Origin of the sequence: Photobacterium angustum (genome assembly GCF_003026365.1) — a bacterium.
In the GTDB taxonomy this organism is placed as follows: Bacteria; Pseudomonadota; Gammaproteobacteria; order Enterobacterales; family Vibrionaceae; genus Photobacterium; species Photobacterium angustum.
Window position 1 is genome coordinate 62919 of the sequence record NZ_PYOM01000003.1, and the last position, 18111, is coordinate 81029.

Below are 18111 nucleotides of genomic sequence, written 5' to 3' on the forward strand. Positions count from 1 at the left end.
AGCCTATTACGTGATTTTCTTTTTGAATGTCGCGAATAGGCTTCTTTTTTTTAAGATTTTTATATAGTGATTTATTTGATGATTACGTCATTAACGTTAACAATTAAAGACAACATTAAAGCGGTTCACTGATTTGAGTTTATTAATAACGAAATAGTGATTATTGATACCGTTACGCTTGAGATCTATTAAACGGTAGGTGTGCACTATGACAACGCAAACCTTATTGAAATGTTATAGCTACGACACAATAGATTTTTTTCCTGAAAAGCATCTATTAATATGGAAAGATCATACGCAAACATTATTAACGCGAGAGGAATCTCGGTTATTAGAAGTGTTATGTCTCTTTGCTGGTGAAGTGATTGGGGCTGATTCACTCTACCGTAAAACATTTACGTCATTAGATGCGTTTGAAGAAACCAGTGATCACAATTATGATTTGAACTTACTACTGGTATCACTCACAGGTAAGTTACAATGTAACGGAGTAATGGCAATACCTATTCATGTTGTCCCTCACCATGGCTTCCGTGTGCCACTACCGACGAAAACATCACGTCGATTGCCTTTTACTACTCGTCCGTGCCCTAATACCGTTCCCTCTAAAAAAAAGACATTGTTATTCAACAAAGCATGGTTTAAGTATGTTGTGATTGATTTCATTTGGCTAAAAGTTACGATTCTTTTAACACTCGCTGCTCTCATTGGTCTATTTTTGTGGTATTAATCACCAATAAATATCTCATTATCTATATTTTCTTATCAATTATCTAAATGATGCTCTTTTTTGTGTGACAAACAGCGCATTTATTTGTATGATAAATTAAATTCTCTAGCATTACCTTTTTTACTATGGATTACATTCGATCTTTTGCCATTGTTATGTTTTGCTTTTTATTAGGTCAAGGCATACAACACCTTACGCACTTGCCTATTCCAGGCAGTATTATTGGCTTGTTCTTGTTGTTTTTTGGCCTTGTTACTGGCATATGCAAAACAAAATGGGTCGATAAAACCTGTAATTTACTCATCAAACACATGGCATTGTTATTCGTGCCAGTTGGGGTTGGCTTAATGAACTACCTCGGTTTAATTGAGCACAATGCAACTATCATCTTTGCGAGCACATTAGGCAGCACATTAATCGTACTGCTTGTGATCGGCCTTGCGCTTCACCATAAGGAAAAAGAGTCATGATCTGGTTAGTTGCAACGATAGTGGTATTTTACAGCATGCGCTATTTAGCGATGAAGATTCGTAATCCACTTTTCAATCCATTGCTCATTTCGCTGATTATTTTAATTGCTGCACTGCGTTGGTTGCAGGTGCCGTATGAAACCTATTTTGCTGATAACGAAATAATTAACTACTTGTTAGGTCCTGCGGTAGTGGCTTTAGCCTTGCCTTTATATCAGCAACTGCCTTTAATTAAGCGTAAGTGGAAAACTATTTTAAGTGCTTGTTTTGTTGGTAGTATCTTGTCGATGATATTTGGTACATCCATTGCTTTTTTAATGGGTGCCGATGCTCAACTTGCAGCTAGTATTTTACCTAAATCAATTACTACACCACTTGCGATGGCGGCCTCTCAGCAAATCGGGGGCATTCCTGCCATTACAGCAGCAATGGTGATTATTGTTGGTTTATTTGGTGCGGTATTAGGATATCCTGTGATGAAGCTATTTCGTATCCATCACCCTTTGGCGAAAGGTTTGTCTATCGGTACGGTATCTCATGCTTTAGGAACGGCAAAAGCTGTCGAACAAGATTATCAAGAAGGGGCATTTAGTTCATTAGCGTTAGTGATCTGTGGGATCATGACAACGTTACTCGCTCCCATCATGTTCCCTATTTTAGAACACCTATTTTTCCACTAAGTTACCCTTATCCATGCATATGAGCTTAAACACTAATTCTTATTAGTTTTAAGCTCATAATGTTTTGATAACTATTTATTACATGAAAAATTACATTTACATGTGTGATGTCGCTCTCGATAATGTATGCTTAGCTACATTATCATTATTAATGTGACGTAGATCACACTTGAATGGTAACAATTAACTTAGAATGTTTCTCCATCAACAATACGGAGTAACACCCCAATGCACGCAAAAGTTATGGATGCATTAGGTCAATTACCTAAAGAGCTTGCATCAGCTTTACGACCAATTATTGAAGATAAAGATTTCGATTCAACAATTAGTCCTGAACAATTTGAACAGTTAGTTTCCCAAACTAATTTATCTGATACTGATCTTCGTCTCGCTCTCCTTCCTGTTGCTGCTGCTTACGCTGTTGTTCCTATTTCTAATTTCTATGTTGGTGCTATTGTTCGTGGTACTTCTGGACGCTTATATTTCGGTGCAAATATGGAATTTGTAGGCGCAAGTATGGCGTGTACGATCCATGCTGAGCAATCTGCAATTAGTCATGCTTGGATCAAAGGTGAAACAGGCATTAAAGACGTAACGATTAACTACAGCCCTTGCGGCCACTGCCGTCAGTTCATGAATGAATTGAATACGGCGCAAGATTTAGTTATTCAACTTCCAGAACGTCAACCAATGACACTGCAACAATACCTGCCTGAATCTTTCGGCCCTGCTGATCTTGGGATTAAAGATGCGCTATTAAGCGACATTAATAATGGTATTACGATTGCTGAGCAATCAGAGCTTGCTGTTGCCGCTTGTGATGCAGCAAACCGCTCTCATGCACCGTACTCTAAGAACTTTAGTGGTGTTGCATTAAAAGCTAAAGATGGTCGTGTTTTTGTTGGTATGTATGCTGAAAATGCAGCATTTAACCCAAGCCTACCACCGCTTCAAGTTGCACTGATTAATATGAACATGTCAGGCTACAAGCTATCTGAACTTGTCGAAGCTGCATTAGTAGAAAGCGCAGAAAGCCTAATCAGTCAATTAGCTCGTACTCAAGCACTACTAGAAGCGCTAAATCCTGATATTCAAATGACTTATGTTGCTTACTAATCGTTAGTGCGAGCAATATTTGTTGATGTAAAACCGCCATAATAGGCGGTTTTTTATTGCCTAATGCGTTCAACTCAATCAGTTATATTGGCTATCTAAAAACAAAAGCGTATTATCTCGCTATGCTTTTTTGACGAAACCAATTTTTAATGTCTGATTCACATACCCCAGTTCATAACCCAGTCCAAGGTGCAGGATGGATGCTTTCCGCAGGCCTTGCCTTTGCGATTGTAAACAGCCTTGCACAATTTCTCAGTATTAAGCTCCATGTCTCTTCAACCACTTTTGCGTTGATCCAATACTTTGTTGCACTGGTGGCTATGCTGCCATGGCTGAGAACCATGGGTATACGACGTTCACTAAAGACAAAGCAATTCTTCCAACACTGTTTCCGTGTCTTTCTTGCCGTGATTGGTATCCAACTGTGGCTATGGGCACTTGCCTACCCTGTTCCTATTTGGCAAGGCATTGCGCTGCTTATGACTTCACCGTTATTTGCAACAATTGGCTCTGGCGTATTACTGAAAGAGAAAGTGGGCGCAGCACGTTGGTGTGCAACTCTTGCTGGCTTTATTGGTGCAATGATCATTTTAGAGCCATGGTCTGATTCATTTAGTATTGCGACATTATTGCCTGTCGGTGCTGCTGTTTTCTGGGCAGGTTATTCTCTGATGGTGAAAAAGCAATCTAATACAGAATCACCAACCACTGTTGTGATGTATTTACTTATTCTGATCACGCCATTTAACTTGTTACTGGCTCTACCTGATTTTAATATGCCAACAGGCGGTACGACATGGACATTAATCATCGCCGCTGGCCTGTTAACAGCACTTGCACAATGGGCGATAGCTAAAGCTTATGCCGTGGCTGATGCGTCATTTGTTCAACCATTCGACCACGCAAAATTACCACTAAACGTGTTAGGTGGTTGGCTTGTATTTGGTTGGGTACCACCGGGTCGATTATGGCTAGGTGCGGCAATTATTATTGCTTCTGTCGCCTTTATCACCCAGTGGGAAAAGCGCAAATAGCCAAATAACACCGTAAAGTATGAAAGATTCACTAACCGCCTTCTTGGCGGTTTTTTATTGTAAGGTCTAGAGCCTTTCTAATATTTACTATTAAATTCCATTTAAACCCCAACGCAAACGTTTGCTTAATTAAAAAAACAAGGTATTATCACGCTCAACCAACACTATCCAACATAAATAGTAAGGAATAATAATGTTAGGTACAGCTAATGGTTCAAATGCAACACGTGTTTTACTTTTAGGCTCAGGCGAGCTTGGTAAAGAAGTCGCGATTGAATGCCAGCGTTTAGGTATTGAAGTGATTGCCGCGGATCGCTACCCCAATGCGCCTGCAATGCAAGTTGCACATCGTAGCCATGTGATTGATATGCTCGATGGCGACGCGTTAAAACACATTATTGAACTAGAAAAACCCGACTTTGTTGTTCCTGAAATTGAAGCCATTGCCACTGACACGCTTGTCGAGTTAGAGCAGCAAGGTGTTAACGTTGTTCCTACCGCTAATGCGACGAAACTGACAATGAACCGAGAAGGTATTCGTTGCCTAGCTGCTGAAACCTTGTCTATTCCTACATCGCCTTATGAATTTGCCGATCAATTTGATGATTTCTCAGCAGCGGTACATCGCGTTGGTATGCCATGTGTCGTAAAACCAATTATGAGCTCATCAGGTAAAGGTCAAAGCGTGATTAAAACCGAAGCTGATATTGAATCTGCTTGGCAATACGCACAAGAAGGCGGTCGTGCCGGTGCAGGTCGTGTGATCATTGAAGGCTTTGTTGATTTTGATTACGAAATCACCTTATTAACTGTTCGTGCGGTTGATGGCGTGCATTTCTGTGCACCTATTGGTCATCGTCAAGAAGATGGGGATTACCGTGAGTCATGGCAGCCACAGCAAATGTCTGAAGCAGCATTAAAAGCGGCACAGGATGTAGCAGAAAAAGTAGTTAACGCACTTGGCGGTTTTGGTTTATTTGGTGTTGAGCTATTTATTAAAGGCGATACCGTGTTATTCAGTGAAGTCTCCCCTCGCCCACATGATACGGGTATGGTGACGCTGATTTCACAAGAACTATCAGAATTTGCGCTTCACGTTCGCGCTTTCCTTGGTTTACCCATTCAGCACATCACCCAATATGGCCCATCGGCTTCTGCAGTGATCCTTGCTGAAGGTGTATCATCAAACATCAGTTTCGATAATCTGTTACCTGCACTCTCTCGTCCACAAACACAAATCAGATTATTTGGTAAACCTGAAATTAATGGTCGTCGTCGTTTAGGTGTCGCGCTTACACGTCGAGAAGATATTGATAGTGCAGTAAATGATGCCGTTATTGCTGCTGATGATGTTGAAGTCATTTTCGATTAACCACGCTTAGCCCTACATATTACAATTTCTCTATAAGCAAAAAGGCATGTTTTCTAATAACCAGAAACCATGCCTTTATTTTATTTGTTTTTATAACAATATTTACACTTCAATTAGCCATACTTCTTCGGCAAATCGCGATAAACCACGTTGGCGACGAGGATGACTTTCATCAGCATCATCACGTTCAAGATGCGTCACTTTACAACCTGCAAATAATGCTTCAACGTCTGCTTTTGGTACAGAGAAAGGAGGCCCAGCTAATTCATCTTGTGGGTAGTCTAACGTTACCAACAAAATACGACCGCCAGTTTTAACCAACGACAATAGCTTTTCGACGTACATTTGTCGCATGTCTTCTGGCATTGCGATTAATGCTGCGCGATCATAAACCACATCAACAGGATCGATATTTAGCGTGAAGTAGTCACCTTGGTAAATCGAAATTTCATCAAACTCGTAAAGATGTTGATGACCAACACCTGTCACTAAAGGTGTATACAGGTTTTCTGCAAAAAAGGCTTTAACTGCAATATCACTCAGCTCAACTCCAATCACGTGGTCATGTTTTTGTGCTAACCACACAAGATCTTCCGACTTGCCACACATAGGGACAAACACGCGATCATCACGTTGTGCATTTAACGCCGACCAATGCTTGATCAGTAACGGGTTAACATCTGATAAGTGAAAACCAATTCGATTTTCTGCCCAGCGTGAGTGCCAAAATTCTGCATCCATTTAATGACTCGACTTTTTCTAATTAAAATAATAATGCTGAAATAATAACATATGTCAGTGCCTTTCAAAGACTGCTAACCGTCGCTTTTTATAACTTCGCAGTGACTGTCAATCTTGCTACCTTTGCGCTTAAAACGGGATAACGCTGCTGACTTCAGAGCGAGCTAAATCGCGTAATAATGTTAAACCTTGTTGTAACCGCTGCTCAGAATTAATAGCCATTAGAGACAAACGAATATGCTTCGGATCGTCGCCATTTGCATTAAAATAACGCCCACTACTGACAATTAACCCTTGGTCTTTTGCTTCCATTACAAAGCGTTCCTGTTGCCAATGTTGAGGCAACGGCCACCAGATTTGAAAGCCACTCTCATTACCATCATGACTTAAAATATCGCGGGCTATTTGTTGTCTTTTACAGGCGATTTCACGCTGGTTCTCTGCTAACTCAAAGGCTTCACCACTCTCAATTAGTTGTGTTGCAGCAATATAATTTAGCGGTGACGATAGCCAAATGTTAGCGCGAATAGTGGCCTGTAAAACCGCGATATGTGATTCGGGTACTTTTAAAAAGCCACAGCGTAAAGCAGGACTGAGGGCTTTTGATAAACCTGAAATATGAAAGCTATGCAGTGGAATGCGATTACTGATCGCGGCGATAGGATCTGGATTTAAAAAGCCGTAGATATCATCTTCAATTAACCAAATATTATTGCGTTCAATCACTGTTGCAATAGCATCTCGTCTTACGGGTGACATGGTGATGCCAGTCGGGTTTTGATGAGATGGCACGACAATAACTAATTTAGGCTGGTGTTGAGTGATCACCTGTTGCAAATCATCAGGGCACATCCCCTGCTCATCAAGTTTAACCCCTACTACATGACGACCTGCTGCTTGAGCGATCGCCATAATACCGGGATAAGTTAAGGCTTCTACCGCGATGGTATCACCAGGCTCTGTTAGCGTATGAATAAGTAACGATAAGCCATGCTGTGCGCCATTCGTCAGCAAGGTGTTATTAACGTTCCCCCCTGCTAAACCAAATTTTTTGGCCCATGTTACAGCAGCCAAACGGTGGCTCTCGTGACCTGAGTTTTCGGTGTAACCCATTAAATGACAACTGAGGTGATCTGCTGCATTCATCATGGCATCACGAAGTGGAGACAGATTTTGAGACAAGCAAGGTTGCAAGATAGAAAAGTTAAAATCAGTTTCATCATCAGCGGCTTGAATAACATCGCTGAGTCTTGATGGTGCACAAACAAATGTTCCACGCCCAACAAATGATTCCACGCGCTTTTTATCTACCAGTAACTGATATGCTTTAGCTACCGTCGCGGGTGTGGTGTTTAATTCATCCGCAAGTACGCGGTGTGTTGGCAATTTAAATCCTTTCGGATATTCACCACTTTCTATGCGTGCCTCTATTGTTTTTGCTATCTGTTTATATTTCGCGACACTCACAGTCTGATCCTATATTTATCATAACCACCAATTACTTAATCAACTTTAACCAAATCACACGTAAAATGATACATTAAATAAACAAATTGACATATGTCAATACAAGCTCTAGTGTACACAACCATCAATTGGTAACCATTGGGCTAACGATTAGCACAAATGGATAAAATCTAAAGTTACAAAGGTAGTTAAACCACTAATAACAAACGTTCAGCTTGCTATAGCTTTATGAATCTGCGCGTTGTTCGCTGATAACATATCACATAATGACATAACTCAATTTGACTGTATTTGGTAAGGAGAAACCTATGACAACAAGTATCGCTTTTATTGGTTTGGGTGTAATGGGCTTCCCAATGGCACGTCACCTGTTTAATTCAGGTTTCGACACCACTGTGTATAACCGTACAACCTCTAAAGCGCAGCAATGGGCAACGGAGTTTTCAGGACAATACAGTGAAACGCCGCGTGAAGCCGCTCAGAACCGCGATGTGGTTGCGCTTTGTGTTGGTAACGATAATGACGTTCGAAGCGTTGTATTTGGCGCTGACGGCGTTTTAGCTGGCATGAAAGCGGGCTCTACCCTTGTTGATCATACGACGACCTCTGCGGAACTTGCTGAAGAGTTGGCGAAAGCATGCTTAGCTCAAGGCGTTAACTTTATTGATGCGCCAGTTTCTGGTGGTCAAGCAGGTGCTGAAAATGGTGCACTGACTATCATGTGCGGTGGCGAACAAGCTGTTTTTGATAGCGTATTACCGATTTTAAACAGCTACGCGAAACAAGCGGTATTAGTTGGCGGTTATGGACAAGGTCAACGCTGTAAAATGGTGAATCAAATTTGTATTGCAGGTGTACTGCAAGGATTGAGTGAAGCATTAACGCTGGCACAAAAATCAAACCTTGATATCGAACAGGTTGTTAGCGTTCTAAAACATGGGGCGGCGGGCTCTTGGCAGATGGAAAATCGCGCTACAACCATGGCTGAAGACAAATTTGATTTTGGCTTTGCTATTGATTGGATGCGTAAAGATCTGGGCTTTTGTTTAGATGAAGCAAAAAAACACGATCTTGAATTACCACTGACGGACGCAGTAGATAAACGTTATGGCTTATTACAAAACGAAGGGCTAGGCAGAATGGATACATCTGTCTTAATTAAAGCTTTCAATAAAACGGTTTAATTTAATCTAAAACACAATCACTGAGACGAGATAGTGACTTTGTGAAAACCGATATTATATAACGCCAGAAAAGCGAAAGGGATGCACGCGCATCCCCTTCTGCCGACCCCGATAAACATCAAGATCAAAAATCCGTTGTCCAATTCTACATTGGAGTCATGGAATACCGATTGAATCCATTCAGCTTACGAAATTCTGAATAGTTTAATCGAATCACGACGTACTGTTACACCACGGAAAGTTACAGGCTCTAACAACGTCATTAGTTGCTTAGAAACGAAAAACTTACCACCGTAGCTACGATCGCCACCACGATTAACCCAATCAGCAAATTCATCAGCCAGACTGAACATAGAGTTACCGACTAGTAAAACAAGAACTTTAGCAACTTCGCTATCGTTCTGACGGTTAAACTCAGCGTCACGAACTTTTTTACGATATTCGTCGACAATTCTTTCAAGGCACTCAAATCTGCTCATATACACCACCATAAAAATCGAGGCGTGGATACTACTGCTCTAGCCTATTTAAATCAACCCATCGCCTTATGTTTCTTTAAAAAACTGATACTTTTTTTCAACTTGGTAACAAAGGTGATGCTATTTATCATTAAAAACACGATTTAATTTCATATTCCCGCTCTAAAAACTTAAATATCATTTCATATACATGTTTGTATAATTGAAGTTCTAGATAGAATTAATTAAGAAATACAAAACGATGACTATAAACACTAACTTTAAGCTACTAGGTAAATTAAATCGTGAATTTTTGACCATTTCAGCAATGATTGAAATTTATTGCACTCATCACCATTACGAAAAATGTAAAAAAGTTAATTTATGTCAAGACTGTGAAACTTTCAAAAGCTACGTAAAACAAAGGCTAGATCGTTGTCCTTATGGTATCAACAAGCCAACTTGCCGACAGTGCCCTATTCATTGCTACAAAGTTCAAGAAAAGGTCAAATCACAAACAATTATGCGTTATCCAGGCCCTAGAATGATGTATAAACACCCAATAATGGCTATTACACACCTAATTAATGATAAAAGAAAAGTTAAAGCACTAAATCAAGAGATGACGTCAAACAGAAAAGTAAGAAACATTGAAGAAACAATAAGTAAAAAATAAATGATGAATACGATATTTTTTCTATTTTATATTTCATTCTCTTTTAAAACTGCTAGATAGCTTGTTTACTTTGTAATCAGCCCATTTACTACTGTGCAAAAATCACACACCACTGTAATGACAAAAAATACCGAGATAAAAAGGAAACCATTAAAAATAGCCCGTATGTGCATAAATATTTCGTTTCATGACTTTTTATAAATAAAACAGACAACATGTGAATTGTAGTAACAAATGGCTGGCGTTTATTAGTAAAGGTTCATCGCTTTAAATATTTAGAGTATTTCTATCTAAAAAAGCAGCGATGGATGATCGCTGCTTTTGATAACGAATAGATTTTATTTAGTTACGGTAATAATCAATCACTTGAATTTTCACAGGCTTATTTGCACTGCTAATATCTACAGTAAATTGATCTTCATCGACAACTTTAGCATTTTTTGCCCCTTCCCCAATAACGTCAACACCTTCAATCTTGGTATATAGCTTGGTGTAATCGTAATGCATCGTTACAGTTGCGGTAACAGGTTTAGAAGCCGTTAATTCAAAAGTACAAATACCTGTAGGACAAAATACATCAATATCTTCTGCGGATGTCACCGCGATAGAATCTACATTCTTAATTGGCGTACCGGTGATTTTTGCTTCCCCACAGCCTGTTAATAATAATGCCGTTGTAACTGCAACAAGGCCAAGTTGAATTTTTTTCACACTGATATCCTCATGTATTCCGCTGAGCGGTGATCTTTGCTTACTATAACAAAGAAAGTTTTACGTAGACTATATCAAACATAACAAGTTCAATGAATTAGCATTGCTGAGACAGCGATAATAACTATCAAACATGAGTCAATAACAAGCTGGTCATGGTTTATTTTCTTTATTTAAACAAATAACACCGATTGTTTTCACTTCTGTCTATTGGCTAAACGAATGCGTAATTTATTTCTTACCAATAAACAATAAAGGTTAATTTTTAATTAACCTTATAGGCATACTATAGATATAATCACCTACAATGTGTGAATAGGCTTTCCTTTATTCACGTTATAGGCGCACCTATTTTTATTCCCACCCTATGGTGCACTCGAGGTTTCTAGGAGAAATAAATGAGTATCATTATTTTGGTCTGTTTGATCATTATTAATGGATTATTTGCTATGTCTGAGATAGCACTTGTCACAGCAAAGAAAAACCGGTTACAACGATTAGCAGATGAAGGGAATATCTCTGCTCAAAAAGCAATAGAGCTAGGTGAATCACCTACGCAGTTTCTATCAACAATGCAGATCGGTATCACTGTTATTGGTATTATGAACGGTGTTATTGGCGAAGCTGCTTTAGCTGGCCCTATTTCACATTGGTTAATTGAGTTAGGCTTTCCTACAAAATCCGTTGGCTTTACTGCTTCAGCAATTGCGGTCATTGTTTTAACGTATGTATCGATTGTTATTGGTGAATTAGTCCCTAAACGATTAGGTCAAGTAAACGCTGTTTCTATTGCGATATTTTTCGCTCGCCCAATTGCAGTTATCGCTTTTATTTCTCGTCCATTTGTATGGTTATTGGCAAACTCAACCGATTTACTGTTGCGTTTATTGGGCAAAGGAAAAGACGACAGTTCAGCACTAACAGAAGATGATATCCGTGCAGTGATCGCGGAAGGTTCTCAGTCCGGTGTGATCCACCAGCATGAACATAACATGATGCGTAACGTATTTAATTTCGATGACCGAAAAGTATCTTCAATGATGACGCCACGAAATGAAATTACTTATCTTGATTTAAATTATTCGCCTGAGAGCTATTTACAAAAATTACTCTCAAGCACGTATGCTTGCCTTCCTGTTGGAAACAACGGCTTCAGCGATTTAAAGGGCACATTAAATGCCAAGCAGTTATTACAATTTATTAATGATAATACGGCTGAAAATCCGCTATCAATTTTAGATTACTTAACCCCTCCCGTTTTCGTACCAGAAAACTGGACAGGAACAACGCTATTAGAAATGTTCCAAAGCTCAGGCACAGACTTTGCCTTCGTGGTTGATGAATATGGTGATATTCAAGGTATCGTGACTTCTCAAGATATTTTAGAGGCATTAGCCGGTAAATTTACTCCTGATAATCCAAAAGATGTTTGGTCAGAGAAAAATCCAGACGGCAGTTGGAATTTAGATGGCATGATGCCGATCACTGTATTTAAAGACTTATTAGATATTAATAAATTACCAGACGAAGAAGACGGCGGCTATCACACACTGAGCGGAATGTTAGTGTGGCTATTAGATGATTTACCTAAATTGGATGACTGTATTAGCTGGCAAGGTTGGCAATTCCGCATTCTAACATTAGAAAATAACCGTATAGATAGGATATCAGCCCAACGCTACGAATAACCCTTACCGCGATTAGAACTAATAGATTACTAAGTGAAGTTAATCCTATTTTCGTAAAAAGCCGCATCAAATGCGGCTTTTTTAATAAGAACTATAAAACATAACTGTTCTGTTCAAGAAGTATCATTACTTGTGATTTTTTAAGCTTTACCTTTGATTGCTGCTTATCAAGCAACTGATCATAAGTTTCACGCTGCGTTTGATGAAATACACCAACAGGTACAGGGTGTTGAGGATAGCTTAAGTTTGCCAACATATAAGCAAGTGATGTGTTAGTTGTATTAACTTCATGAACCAATACAGATTTGTCTGAACTATGCGTAACTTCAGGTGTTAGGCCTGATAACTTAAGTGCCATGTCTGTGCCATAAAACATAGGCTGTTTGTCTTCTAAATATAATAAGTTTTCTTTACGCTGCTTTGGTCCATTATATGGTTCGTGCACTTTATCATTGAAAATAACGCAATTTTGGAGAATTTCGATGACAGCACATCCTTTATGGTTGGCTGCTGCTTCAAAAATTGCAGCCATGTGCTTGGGATCATTATCAGAAGTTCTCGCAATAAAACTGGCATTAGCTGCCGCAGCTATCGTTAAAGGACGCAGTGGATAATCAATACTTCCTTCTGGCGTCGATTTACTCACACAACCTTGTGAACTGGTTGGTGAATATTGTCCTTTTGTTAATCCATATATTTCGTTATTAAACAATAAGATCTTTATGTCTTGATTACGGCGTATTGCATGAATAAAGTGATTACCTCCAATACTCAATGCATCACCGTCACCGGTAACAACCCATACATCGAGTTCAGGGTTCACGCTTTTAATGCCAGTCGCTATTGTTGGTGCCCTTCCGTGAATAGTATGGAAGCCATATGTATCCATATAATATGGAAATCGAGAAGAGCATCCAATACCAGAAACAAATACCGTATTGTGTTTCGTTTTATCCATTTTAGCTAAGACTGACTGCATGGTTTTTAATACATTAAAATCGCCACAGCCTTGGCACCACTTTACTTCTTGATCTGAAATATAATCTTTACGATTCAACACGTTCAACTCCAGTTTCGATCTCTTTTAACGTCTTTTTAATTGCTGTGGTTAACTCCTCAACTTTGAAGGGGGTTCCATCAGTTTTAGCGAAACCTTCAATAGGTATTGGAACTTGTGATTGAACGTATTGTTTTAGTTGTCCGTTATTTAACTCAACAACTAAAATATGTTTAAAATTGTTCAATAATTCAGAGAAATTACTAGGTAGCGGATTAATGTATTGTAAGTGAGTGTGTGCAACAGAGTAGCCGTGTTCTCGAAGCTCATTCACCGCTGTTTTGACTGATCCTAGTGTCCCTCCCCAAGAAATAACCAATAACTCGTCTAATTCAGAGCCCAGTAAAGGTTGGGTTGGAATAAAGCGGGAAATATTGCTAATTTTTAATGCTCTTTCATCACTCATTTTCTGGTGATTATTGGGTTCATAACACACTTCCCCCGTAATACTTTTCTTTTCTAATCCACCAATTCTGTGTTGCTTACCTTCAGTGCCCGGTACAACCCATTCTCGAGCCAAAGTGTCATGATCGCGTAAATATGGATAATAAGATCCTGCGACACTCACTTCTGGTTTATCCCAACAAGGAATCTCTTCCTCTGATGGTACTTTCCATGGTTCAGTACCGTTAGCAATATAGCCGTCGGTAAGGAGAACGACTGGAGTCATAAAAGTAGTTGCTAATCGACAAGCCTCAATGGCCATCGCATAACAATCACCCGGTGAAGATGCTGCTATTACAGGAAGAGGCGAATCACCATTACGCCCATACAGTGCGAAGAGGAGATCGGATTGTTCTGTCTTGGTCGGAAGCCCCGTTGATGGTCCTCCCCTTTGAACATCAACAACAACCAGAGGTAGCTCTGTCATAACGGCCAAATTGATCATTTCAGATTTTAGGCATAGTCCCGGACCTGATGTCGTGGTAACACCTAAAGCTCCAGTATAAGATGCACCTAATGCTGCCCCTGCAGCTGCAATTTCATCTTCAGCCTGAAATGTAGTCACACCAAACTGTTGATATTTCGCTAACTGATGCAAAATATCAGAAGCTGGAGTAATAGGATAAGAGCCTAAAAATAACGGTTTATCAGCAGCAAAGGATGCCGTTATTAAACCCAATGACAATGCTTCATTCCCTGACACTGAACGGTATCGTCCAGGTTCAATATTTGCTTTTCCTACCTGCCAACTCTCGCCAAAGATTTCTGTCGTATCCGCATAGTTATAACCACTTCTCAACGCTGAAATATTGGCATTTATTATCTGTGGCTGTTCAGAAAATTGATCTTTAATCCAGTTTTCAGCTTCTTCTAACGTTTGACTAAATATCCATAACGCAATACCTAACATAAAGCAGTTTTTACATCGACGAGCAACTTTTCCAGGCAGTCCTAACCCCTCAAGAGAATGAAGAGTCAGTTGTGTAAAGTCTTCAGCAATTATACGGTAAGCCTTTAATGACCCATCTGTCAGTGGATTAGCATCATAGCCTGCAAGTTTAATTAGCGAATCTCTAAACCCTGCTTTATCGACAATAAGCAGACCACCAACCTTTAAATCAGCAATATTTTTCTTAAGTGCTGCGGCATTCATAGCAATTAAAACACCACACTGATCGCCAGGTGTGTAAACATCATGATCAGCGAATTGCAATTGAAAAGACGAAACGCCCGAAACGGTGCCTGCCGGTGCTCGAATCTCAGCGGGATAATCAGGTAGCGTTACAAGCGAATTACCAAACAAACTGACACTACTTGAGAATCTATTTCCAGTAAATTGTATGCCATCGCCAGAGTCGCCTGCAAAGCGAATCACTTCTGAATCTAATGACTGCTTTGATGAAGGACTATTAAAGTTCATTATATTATTGACCTCAGTTAAATTTATCTGGCTCTTTTATCATAAGGAAGAACATATTTAAGCCATTTCGAAATCATTTAGCCTAGGATTTCTGATATAGGATAACCATTATTCTGGTCGCCTTAGTTTCCATCATATAATCAAGACGAGATCTGAGTCATGTAAAGATAATATAAAGAAAAATAGACTAACGAACCATAATTTACAACTTAAGATATTGATTTAAAAGAACAAGAAGTAAGAGTGGGCATATTAATAAAATATTAATATATAAACTAATTTATAAGAGGGTTTGAAAGCATTATTTTATTTAAATTAAAAAGCAGTGATTTACCTCTTATTTTAAAAGAATAAAATATAGTAAATAGCAGATCTTTATTTTTAAATGCTTTCAATTGATCAAAAAATAGCTCTATTTTTTTTTACTCATAAATTAATAGAGCTATTATTTACGTTGTTTAGCTATGTGACAAAAGTAAAAGTAATTACTTTTTTCTACTAGTCATAAGCTATGACTACTTTTTGTAACGTTGCTTTAAATGCCTTAATCATAAAAAACAGATAAAATACTTCAAAAGCAATACCATATAATAATAAGCCGTAGGTATCATGTTTTAAAGAATCGGGAAAAACAAAATACATAAGACCCGAGAATACAAACGTAAATGGAACGAGGTAAAAGATTAAAACTCGCCACGTTACAACCCAGCTTAACGAAAAGTATTTAATTAAAAAGTTCTTTCCGTTATTTCCGCCATTAACGATAAATAAAATAATAAAGTTAATTATAATCATTACGTCATCAGCAAGTGACTCTAATGAATCTGTTTGTGGTAAGTAATACGAATACAGCATCATCAAAATAATCGGAATCAAAACATACAACGCAGATTCCCGCTCAGTGACATTATTGTGTTTTAAATCAAGCAACAAGGCTTTTAAATTGAAAAAATACATATCCCCCTCCCTTATTGTCAATAAGCCTATCCTGTGAAGGTGGAGATAGTGATTGTAATAATTGATTAATTAGAATGAGTTATCAAAATATAACGTTTTGATGATAGCCATTACAATCGAACGTGATCATATCTGCAGTTACTGATTAATATAACGAAAGGTCAAGTTTATGCGTGGCTCATTGACACGTTTAGTTTTAGGTAATGCATGTTGCCAATACTGCTGGGTCTCTCCCGCCATTATCAGCAAAGATCCCGGTGTTAATTGAAAGGCAATTTTCTCTTTAGTGGTTTTATGTTTAAACACGAACTGCCGTGTTGCACCAAAGCTTAAAGAAGCAATAACAGGTTGATGACCTAATTCACGCTCATTGTCTTGATGCCACCCCATGTAATCTTCACCATCACGGTATAAATTACCAAGCACAGAGTTAAACCTCGTTTGCGCTTGCTGTTCACACTGTGTTTTTAAATCTAATATTGCCGATGTCCAAGGTTGTGGATGCATAGTAAGCCCTGAATAAGTATAAACAGCATCACCGATCCATGTTTGTAACCTCGGCTGAAGCACTGACTTACCAAATAGCGTTATGTGTTCTTGTTGCCAATTCAATTCGCTTTTCAGTTGCTGAAAATACTGTTCAGACCGCTGTAAATTCAAAAACTGTGGGTGCCAATAGAGTAATCCATTGTTGATTGTTATCCACTCCCCTTGCTCAGCAAATAAACCCATCGTGATATCCTAAATTCATTTAACAACAAACTATACGTTTTTAAGGTATAAAAAAGCCACAGTTAACACTATGGCTTTTAAGACATTAAGATCAATTGGATTATCGTGAAAGCATCTCGATAAGGCACACAGGTGCACCGACCTTACAACTATAACCTGTTGCTTTAATAGCGCCCGTTTCAACATTACGGTGATAGCTAATAATATCGTTAGAATGTTGATTCGCCACCAGCAACCATTCGCCATTTTGGGAAATCACAAAATCACGAGGGAATGCCCCGCCACAATCAACAGCGGCTAATTGAGTGACGTTTTCACCGTTTACATTAAAATAACTAATCTTGTTTTGAGCACGACAAGAAACATATAAAAAGCGTTCATCTGGTGATAGGTAAATAGCAGATGCCGCTTGTTTATTTTCTTCATTAGCAAGCAGTGCTTGTTGTAATACTTGCTCCCAGCAGCCATTTTGTTTTGTGATCACCACAAGCGTTTCAGACAGTTCACACACAACATAGCCGATTGATTCATCATGGCTAAAAACAAGATGTCGAGGGCCAGATCCTGCTGGCATGTTTAGTGTTTGATTTAAGGCAAATGATAATGTGTTTACGTCATAATCGTAGAAATAAATGCAATCACTGCCTAAATCAACAACAGCTAACTGATTGGTATGCTTTAGAAATGTCACTTGATGTGCATGAGGGGCTTCTTGACGATCAACATTTGGTCCACAGCCATCAACAAATAAATCTGCGATACACTCCGTCGGTTGACCTTCTTCATCTAAACCATAAACAGCGACATTACCTGAACCATAATTCGCCACCGCCAAAAGCTTATCTTTTACATCAATATGACAAGGGTAATCACCAGCAATAGCTAAAGAACAACGCGTTTTATTATCAGAAAAATGCAGTTGTGCACCACTATGTCTATCAATTTCATTAAAGGTATATAATCTGTTTTGAGTCGAAGCAAGATATGATGGATTATGCTGTTGTTGCAACATATCAGGCACTATCTCATTGTTTAACGTTAATACGCCAGATTGAGGATCAAGGGAAATGCCTACAACACCATGACTATTACTCGGTGCATCGGTATAAGTGCCTACATAAAAATGTAAAGGGGATTGTTTTGTCATGGAAACCTTCATAAATAAATGCGTTAC

The 18111-nt window shown here is 38.9% G+C and carries 18 protein-coding genes; 9 read left to right on the forward strand and 9 right to left on the reverse strand.

Going from position 1 to position 18111, the window contains the following annotated elements; translation table 11 throughout:
- The first annotated feature begins 208 nt into the window (after positions 1–208).
- From CTN01_RS03765 to purT, 6 genes are all read left to right on the forward strand, one after another.
- On the forward strand, positions 209–730 hold the full coding sequence (locus tag CTN01_RS03765; protein ID WP_045128413.1) for a hypothetical protein: 522 nt from the start codon (positions 209–211) through the stop codon (positions 728–730).
- 125 nt (positions 731–855) lie between these two features.
- Entirely contained in the window at positions 856–1200 is a 345-nt protein-coding gene (locus tag CTN01_RS03770; RefSeq protein WP_005367971.1) for a CidA/LrgA family protein, read from the forward strand.
- Positions 1197–1880: a CidB/LrgB family autolysis modulator gene (locus tag CTN01_RS03775; RefSeq protein WP_045149693.1), complete on the forward strand. Its 684-nt coding sequence runs from the start codon at positions 1197–1199 to the stop codon at positions 1878–1880. Before CTN01_RS03770 ends, CTN01_RS03775 begins: the two co-directional genes overlap by 4 nt.
- 228 nt (positions 1881–2108) lie before the next feature.
- Complete coding sequence (gene cdd, locus CTN01_RS03780) at positions 2109–2996, forward strand: cytidine deaminase (protein WP_005367973.1); 888 nt, start codon at positions 2109–2111, stop codon at positions 2994–2996.
- Between the two features lie 149 nt (positions 2997–3145).
- Positions 3146–4030, forward strand: a complete 885-nt coding sequence (locus CTN01_RS03785) for a DMT family transporter (RefSeq protein ID WP_005367974.1) — start codon at positions 3146–3148, stop codon at positions 4028–4030.
- 193 nt (positions 4031–4223) lie between these two features.
- Complete coding sequence (purT, locus tag CTN01_RS03790) at positions 4224–5402, forward strand: formate-dependent phosphoribosylglycinamide formyltransferase (protein WP_045130712.1); 1179 nt, start codon at positions 4224–4226, stop codon at positions 5400–5402.
- 102 nt (positions 5403–5504) lie between these two features.
- On the opposite strand, the gene CTN01_RS03795 is transcribed toward purT, so the two are convergent.
- On the reverse strand, positions 5505–6143 hold the full coding sequence (locus CTN01_RS03795; protein ID WP_045149694.1) for a thiopurine S-methyltransferase: 639 nt from the start codon (positions 6141–6143) through the stop codon (positions 5505–5507).
- A gap of 129 nt (positions 6144–6272) precedes the next feature.
- The gene (locus CTN01_RS03800; RefSeq protein ID WP_045149696.1) at positions 6273–7610 is read right to left on the reverse strand and encodes an aminotransferase-like domain-containing protein; all 1338 of its coding nucleotides are present in this window, start codon (positions 7608–7610) and stop codon (positions 6273–6275) included.
- 308 nt (positions 7611–7918) lie between these two features.
- Here CTN01_RS03800 and CTN01_RS03805 point away from each other — a divergent pair, with 308 nt between their 5' ends.
- Entirely contained in the window at positions 7919–8794 is an 876-nt protein-coding gene (locus CTN01_RS03805) for an NAD(P)-dependent oxidoreductase (protein ID WP_045084517.1), read from the forward strand.
- Positions 8795–8979: 185 nt separating this feature from the next.
- On the opposite strand, the gene CTN01_RS03810 is transcribed toward CTN01_RS03805, so the two are convergent.
- Complete coding sequence (locus CTN01_RS03810) at positions 8980–9273, reverse strand: hypothetical protein (protein ID WP_005367981.1); 294 nt, start codon at positions 9271–9273, stop codon at positions 8980–8982.
- A 241-nt stretch (positions 9274–9514) separates the two neighbouring features.
- On the opposite strand from CTN01_RS03810, the gene CTN01_RS03815 reads away from it, so the two are divergent.
- Positions 9515–9928, forward strand: coding sequence for a nitrous oxide-stimulated promoter family protein (locus CTN01_RS03815; RefSeq protein WP_080896223.1), 414 nt, complete (start codon positions 9515–9517; stop codon positions 9926–9928).
- A 342-nt stretch (positions 9929–10270) separates the two neighbouring features.
- Here the strand turns inward: CTN01_RS03815 and CTN01_RS03820 are convergent, their stop codons facing one another.
- Positions 10271–10639 (reverse strand): LptM family lipoprotein, encoded by a 369-nt coding sequence (locus tag CTN01_RS03820; protein WP_045084516.1) that lies wholly within the window; start codon positions 10637–10639, stop codon positions 10271–10273.
- A 398-nt stretch (positions 10640–11037) separates the two neighbouring features.
- Here CTN01_RS03820 and CTN01_RS03825 point away from each other — a divergent pair, with 398 nt between their 5' ends.
- Positions 11038–12327 carry a hemolysin family protein gene (locus tag CTN01_RS03825; RefSeq protein ID WP_045149698.1) on the forward strand — a complete coding sequence of 430 codons (1290 nt, stop codon included), beginning with the start codon at positions 11038–11040 and terminating at the stop codon, positions 12325–12327.
- A gap of 91 nt (positions 12328–12418) precedes the next feature.
- Here the strand turns inward: CTN01_RS03825 and CTN01_RS03830 are convergent, their stop codons facing one another.
- The 5 genes from CTN01_RS03830 to CTN01_RS03850 form a co-directional block, all read right to left on the reverse strand.
- Positions 12419–13387, reverse strand: coding sequence for a 2-oxoacid:ferredoxin oxidoreductase subunit beta (locus CTN01_RS03830; RefSeq protein ID WP_052666682.1), 969 nt, complete (start codon positions 13385–13387; stop codon positions 12419–12421).
- The gene (locus tag CTN01_RS03835) at positions 13374–15248 is read right to left on the reverse strand and encodes a 2-oxoacid:acceptor oxidoreductase subunit alpha (RefSeq protein ID WP_045149700.1); all 1875 of its coding nucleotides are present in this window, start codon (positions 15246–15248) and stop codon (positions 13374–13376) included. Before CTN01_RS03835 ends, CTN01_RS03830 begins: the two co-directional genes overlap by 14 nt.
- 498 nt (positions 15249–15746) lie before the next feature.
- The gene (locus CTN01_RS03840) at positions 15747–16205 is read right to left on the reverse strand and encodes a hypothetical protein (RefSeq protein ID WP_045149704.1); all 459 of its coding nucleotides are present in this window, start codon (positions 16203–16205) and stop codon (positions 15747–15749) included.
- A gap of 138 nt (positions 16206–16343) precedes the next feature.
- Positions 16344–16937 (reverse strand): alpha-ketoglutarate-dependent dioxygenase AlkB family protein, encoded by a 594-nt coding sequence (locus tag CTN01_RS03845; protein WP_045149705.1) that lies wholly within the window; start codon positions 16935–16937, stop codon positions 16344–16346.
- A 100-nt stretch (positions 16938–17037) separates the two neighbouring features.
- On the reverse strand, positions 17038–18084 hold the full coding sequence (locus tag CTN01_RS03850) for a lactonase family protein (protein ID WP_045149707.1): 1047 nt from the start codon (positions 18082–18084) through the stop codon (positions 17038–17040).
- Between the last annotated feature and the right edge of the window lie 27 nt (positions 18085–18111).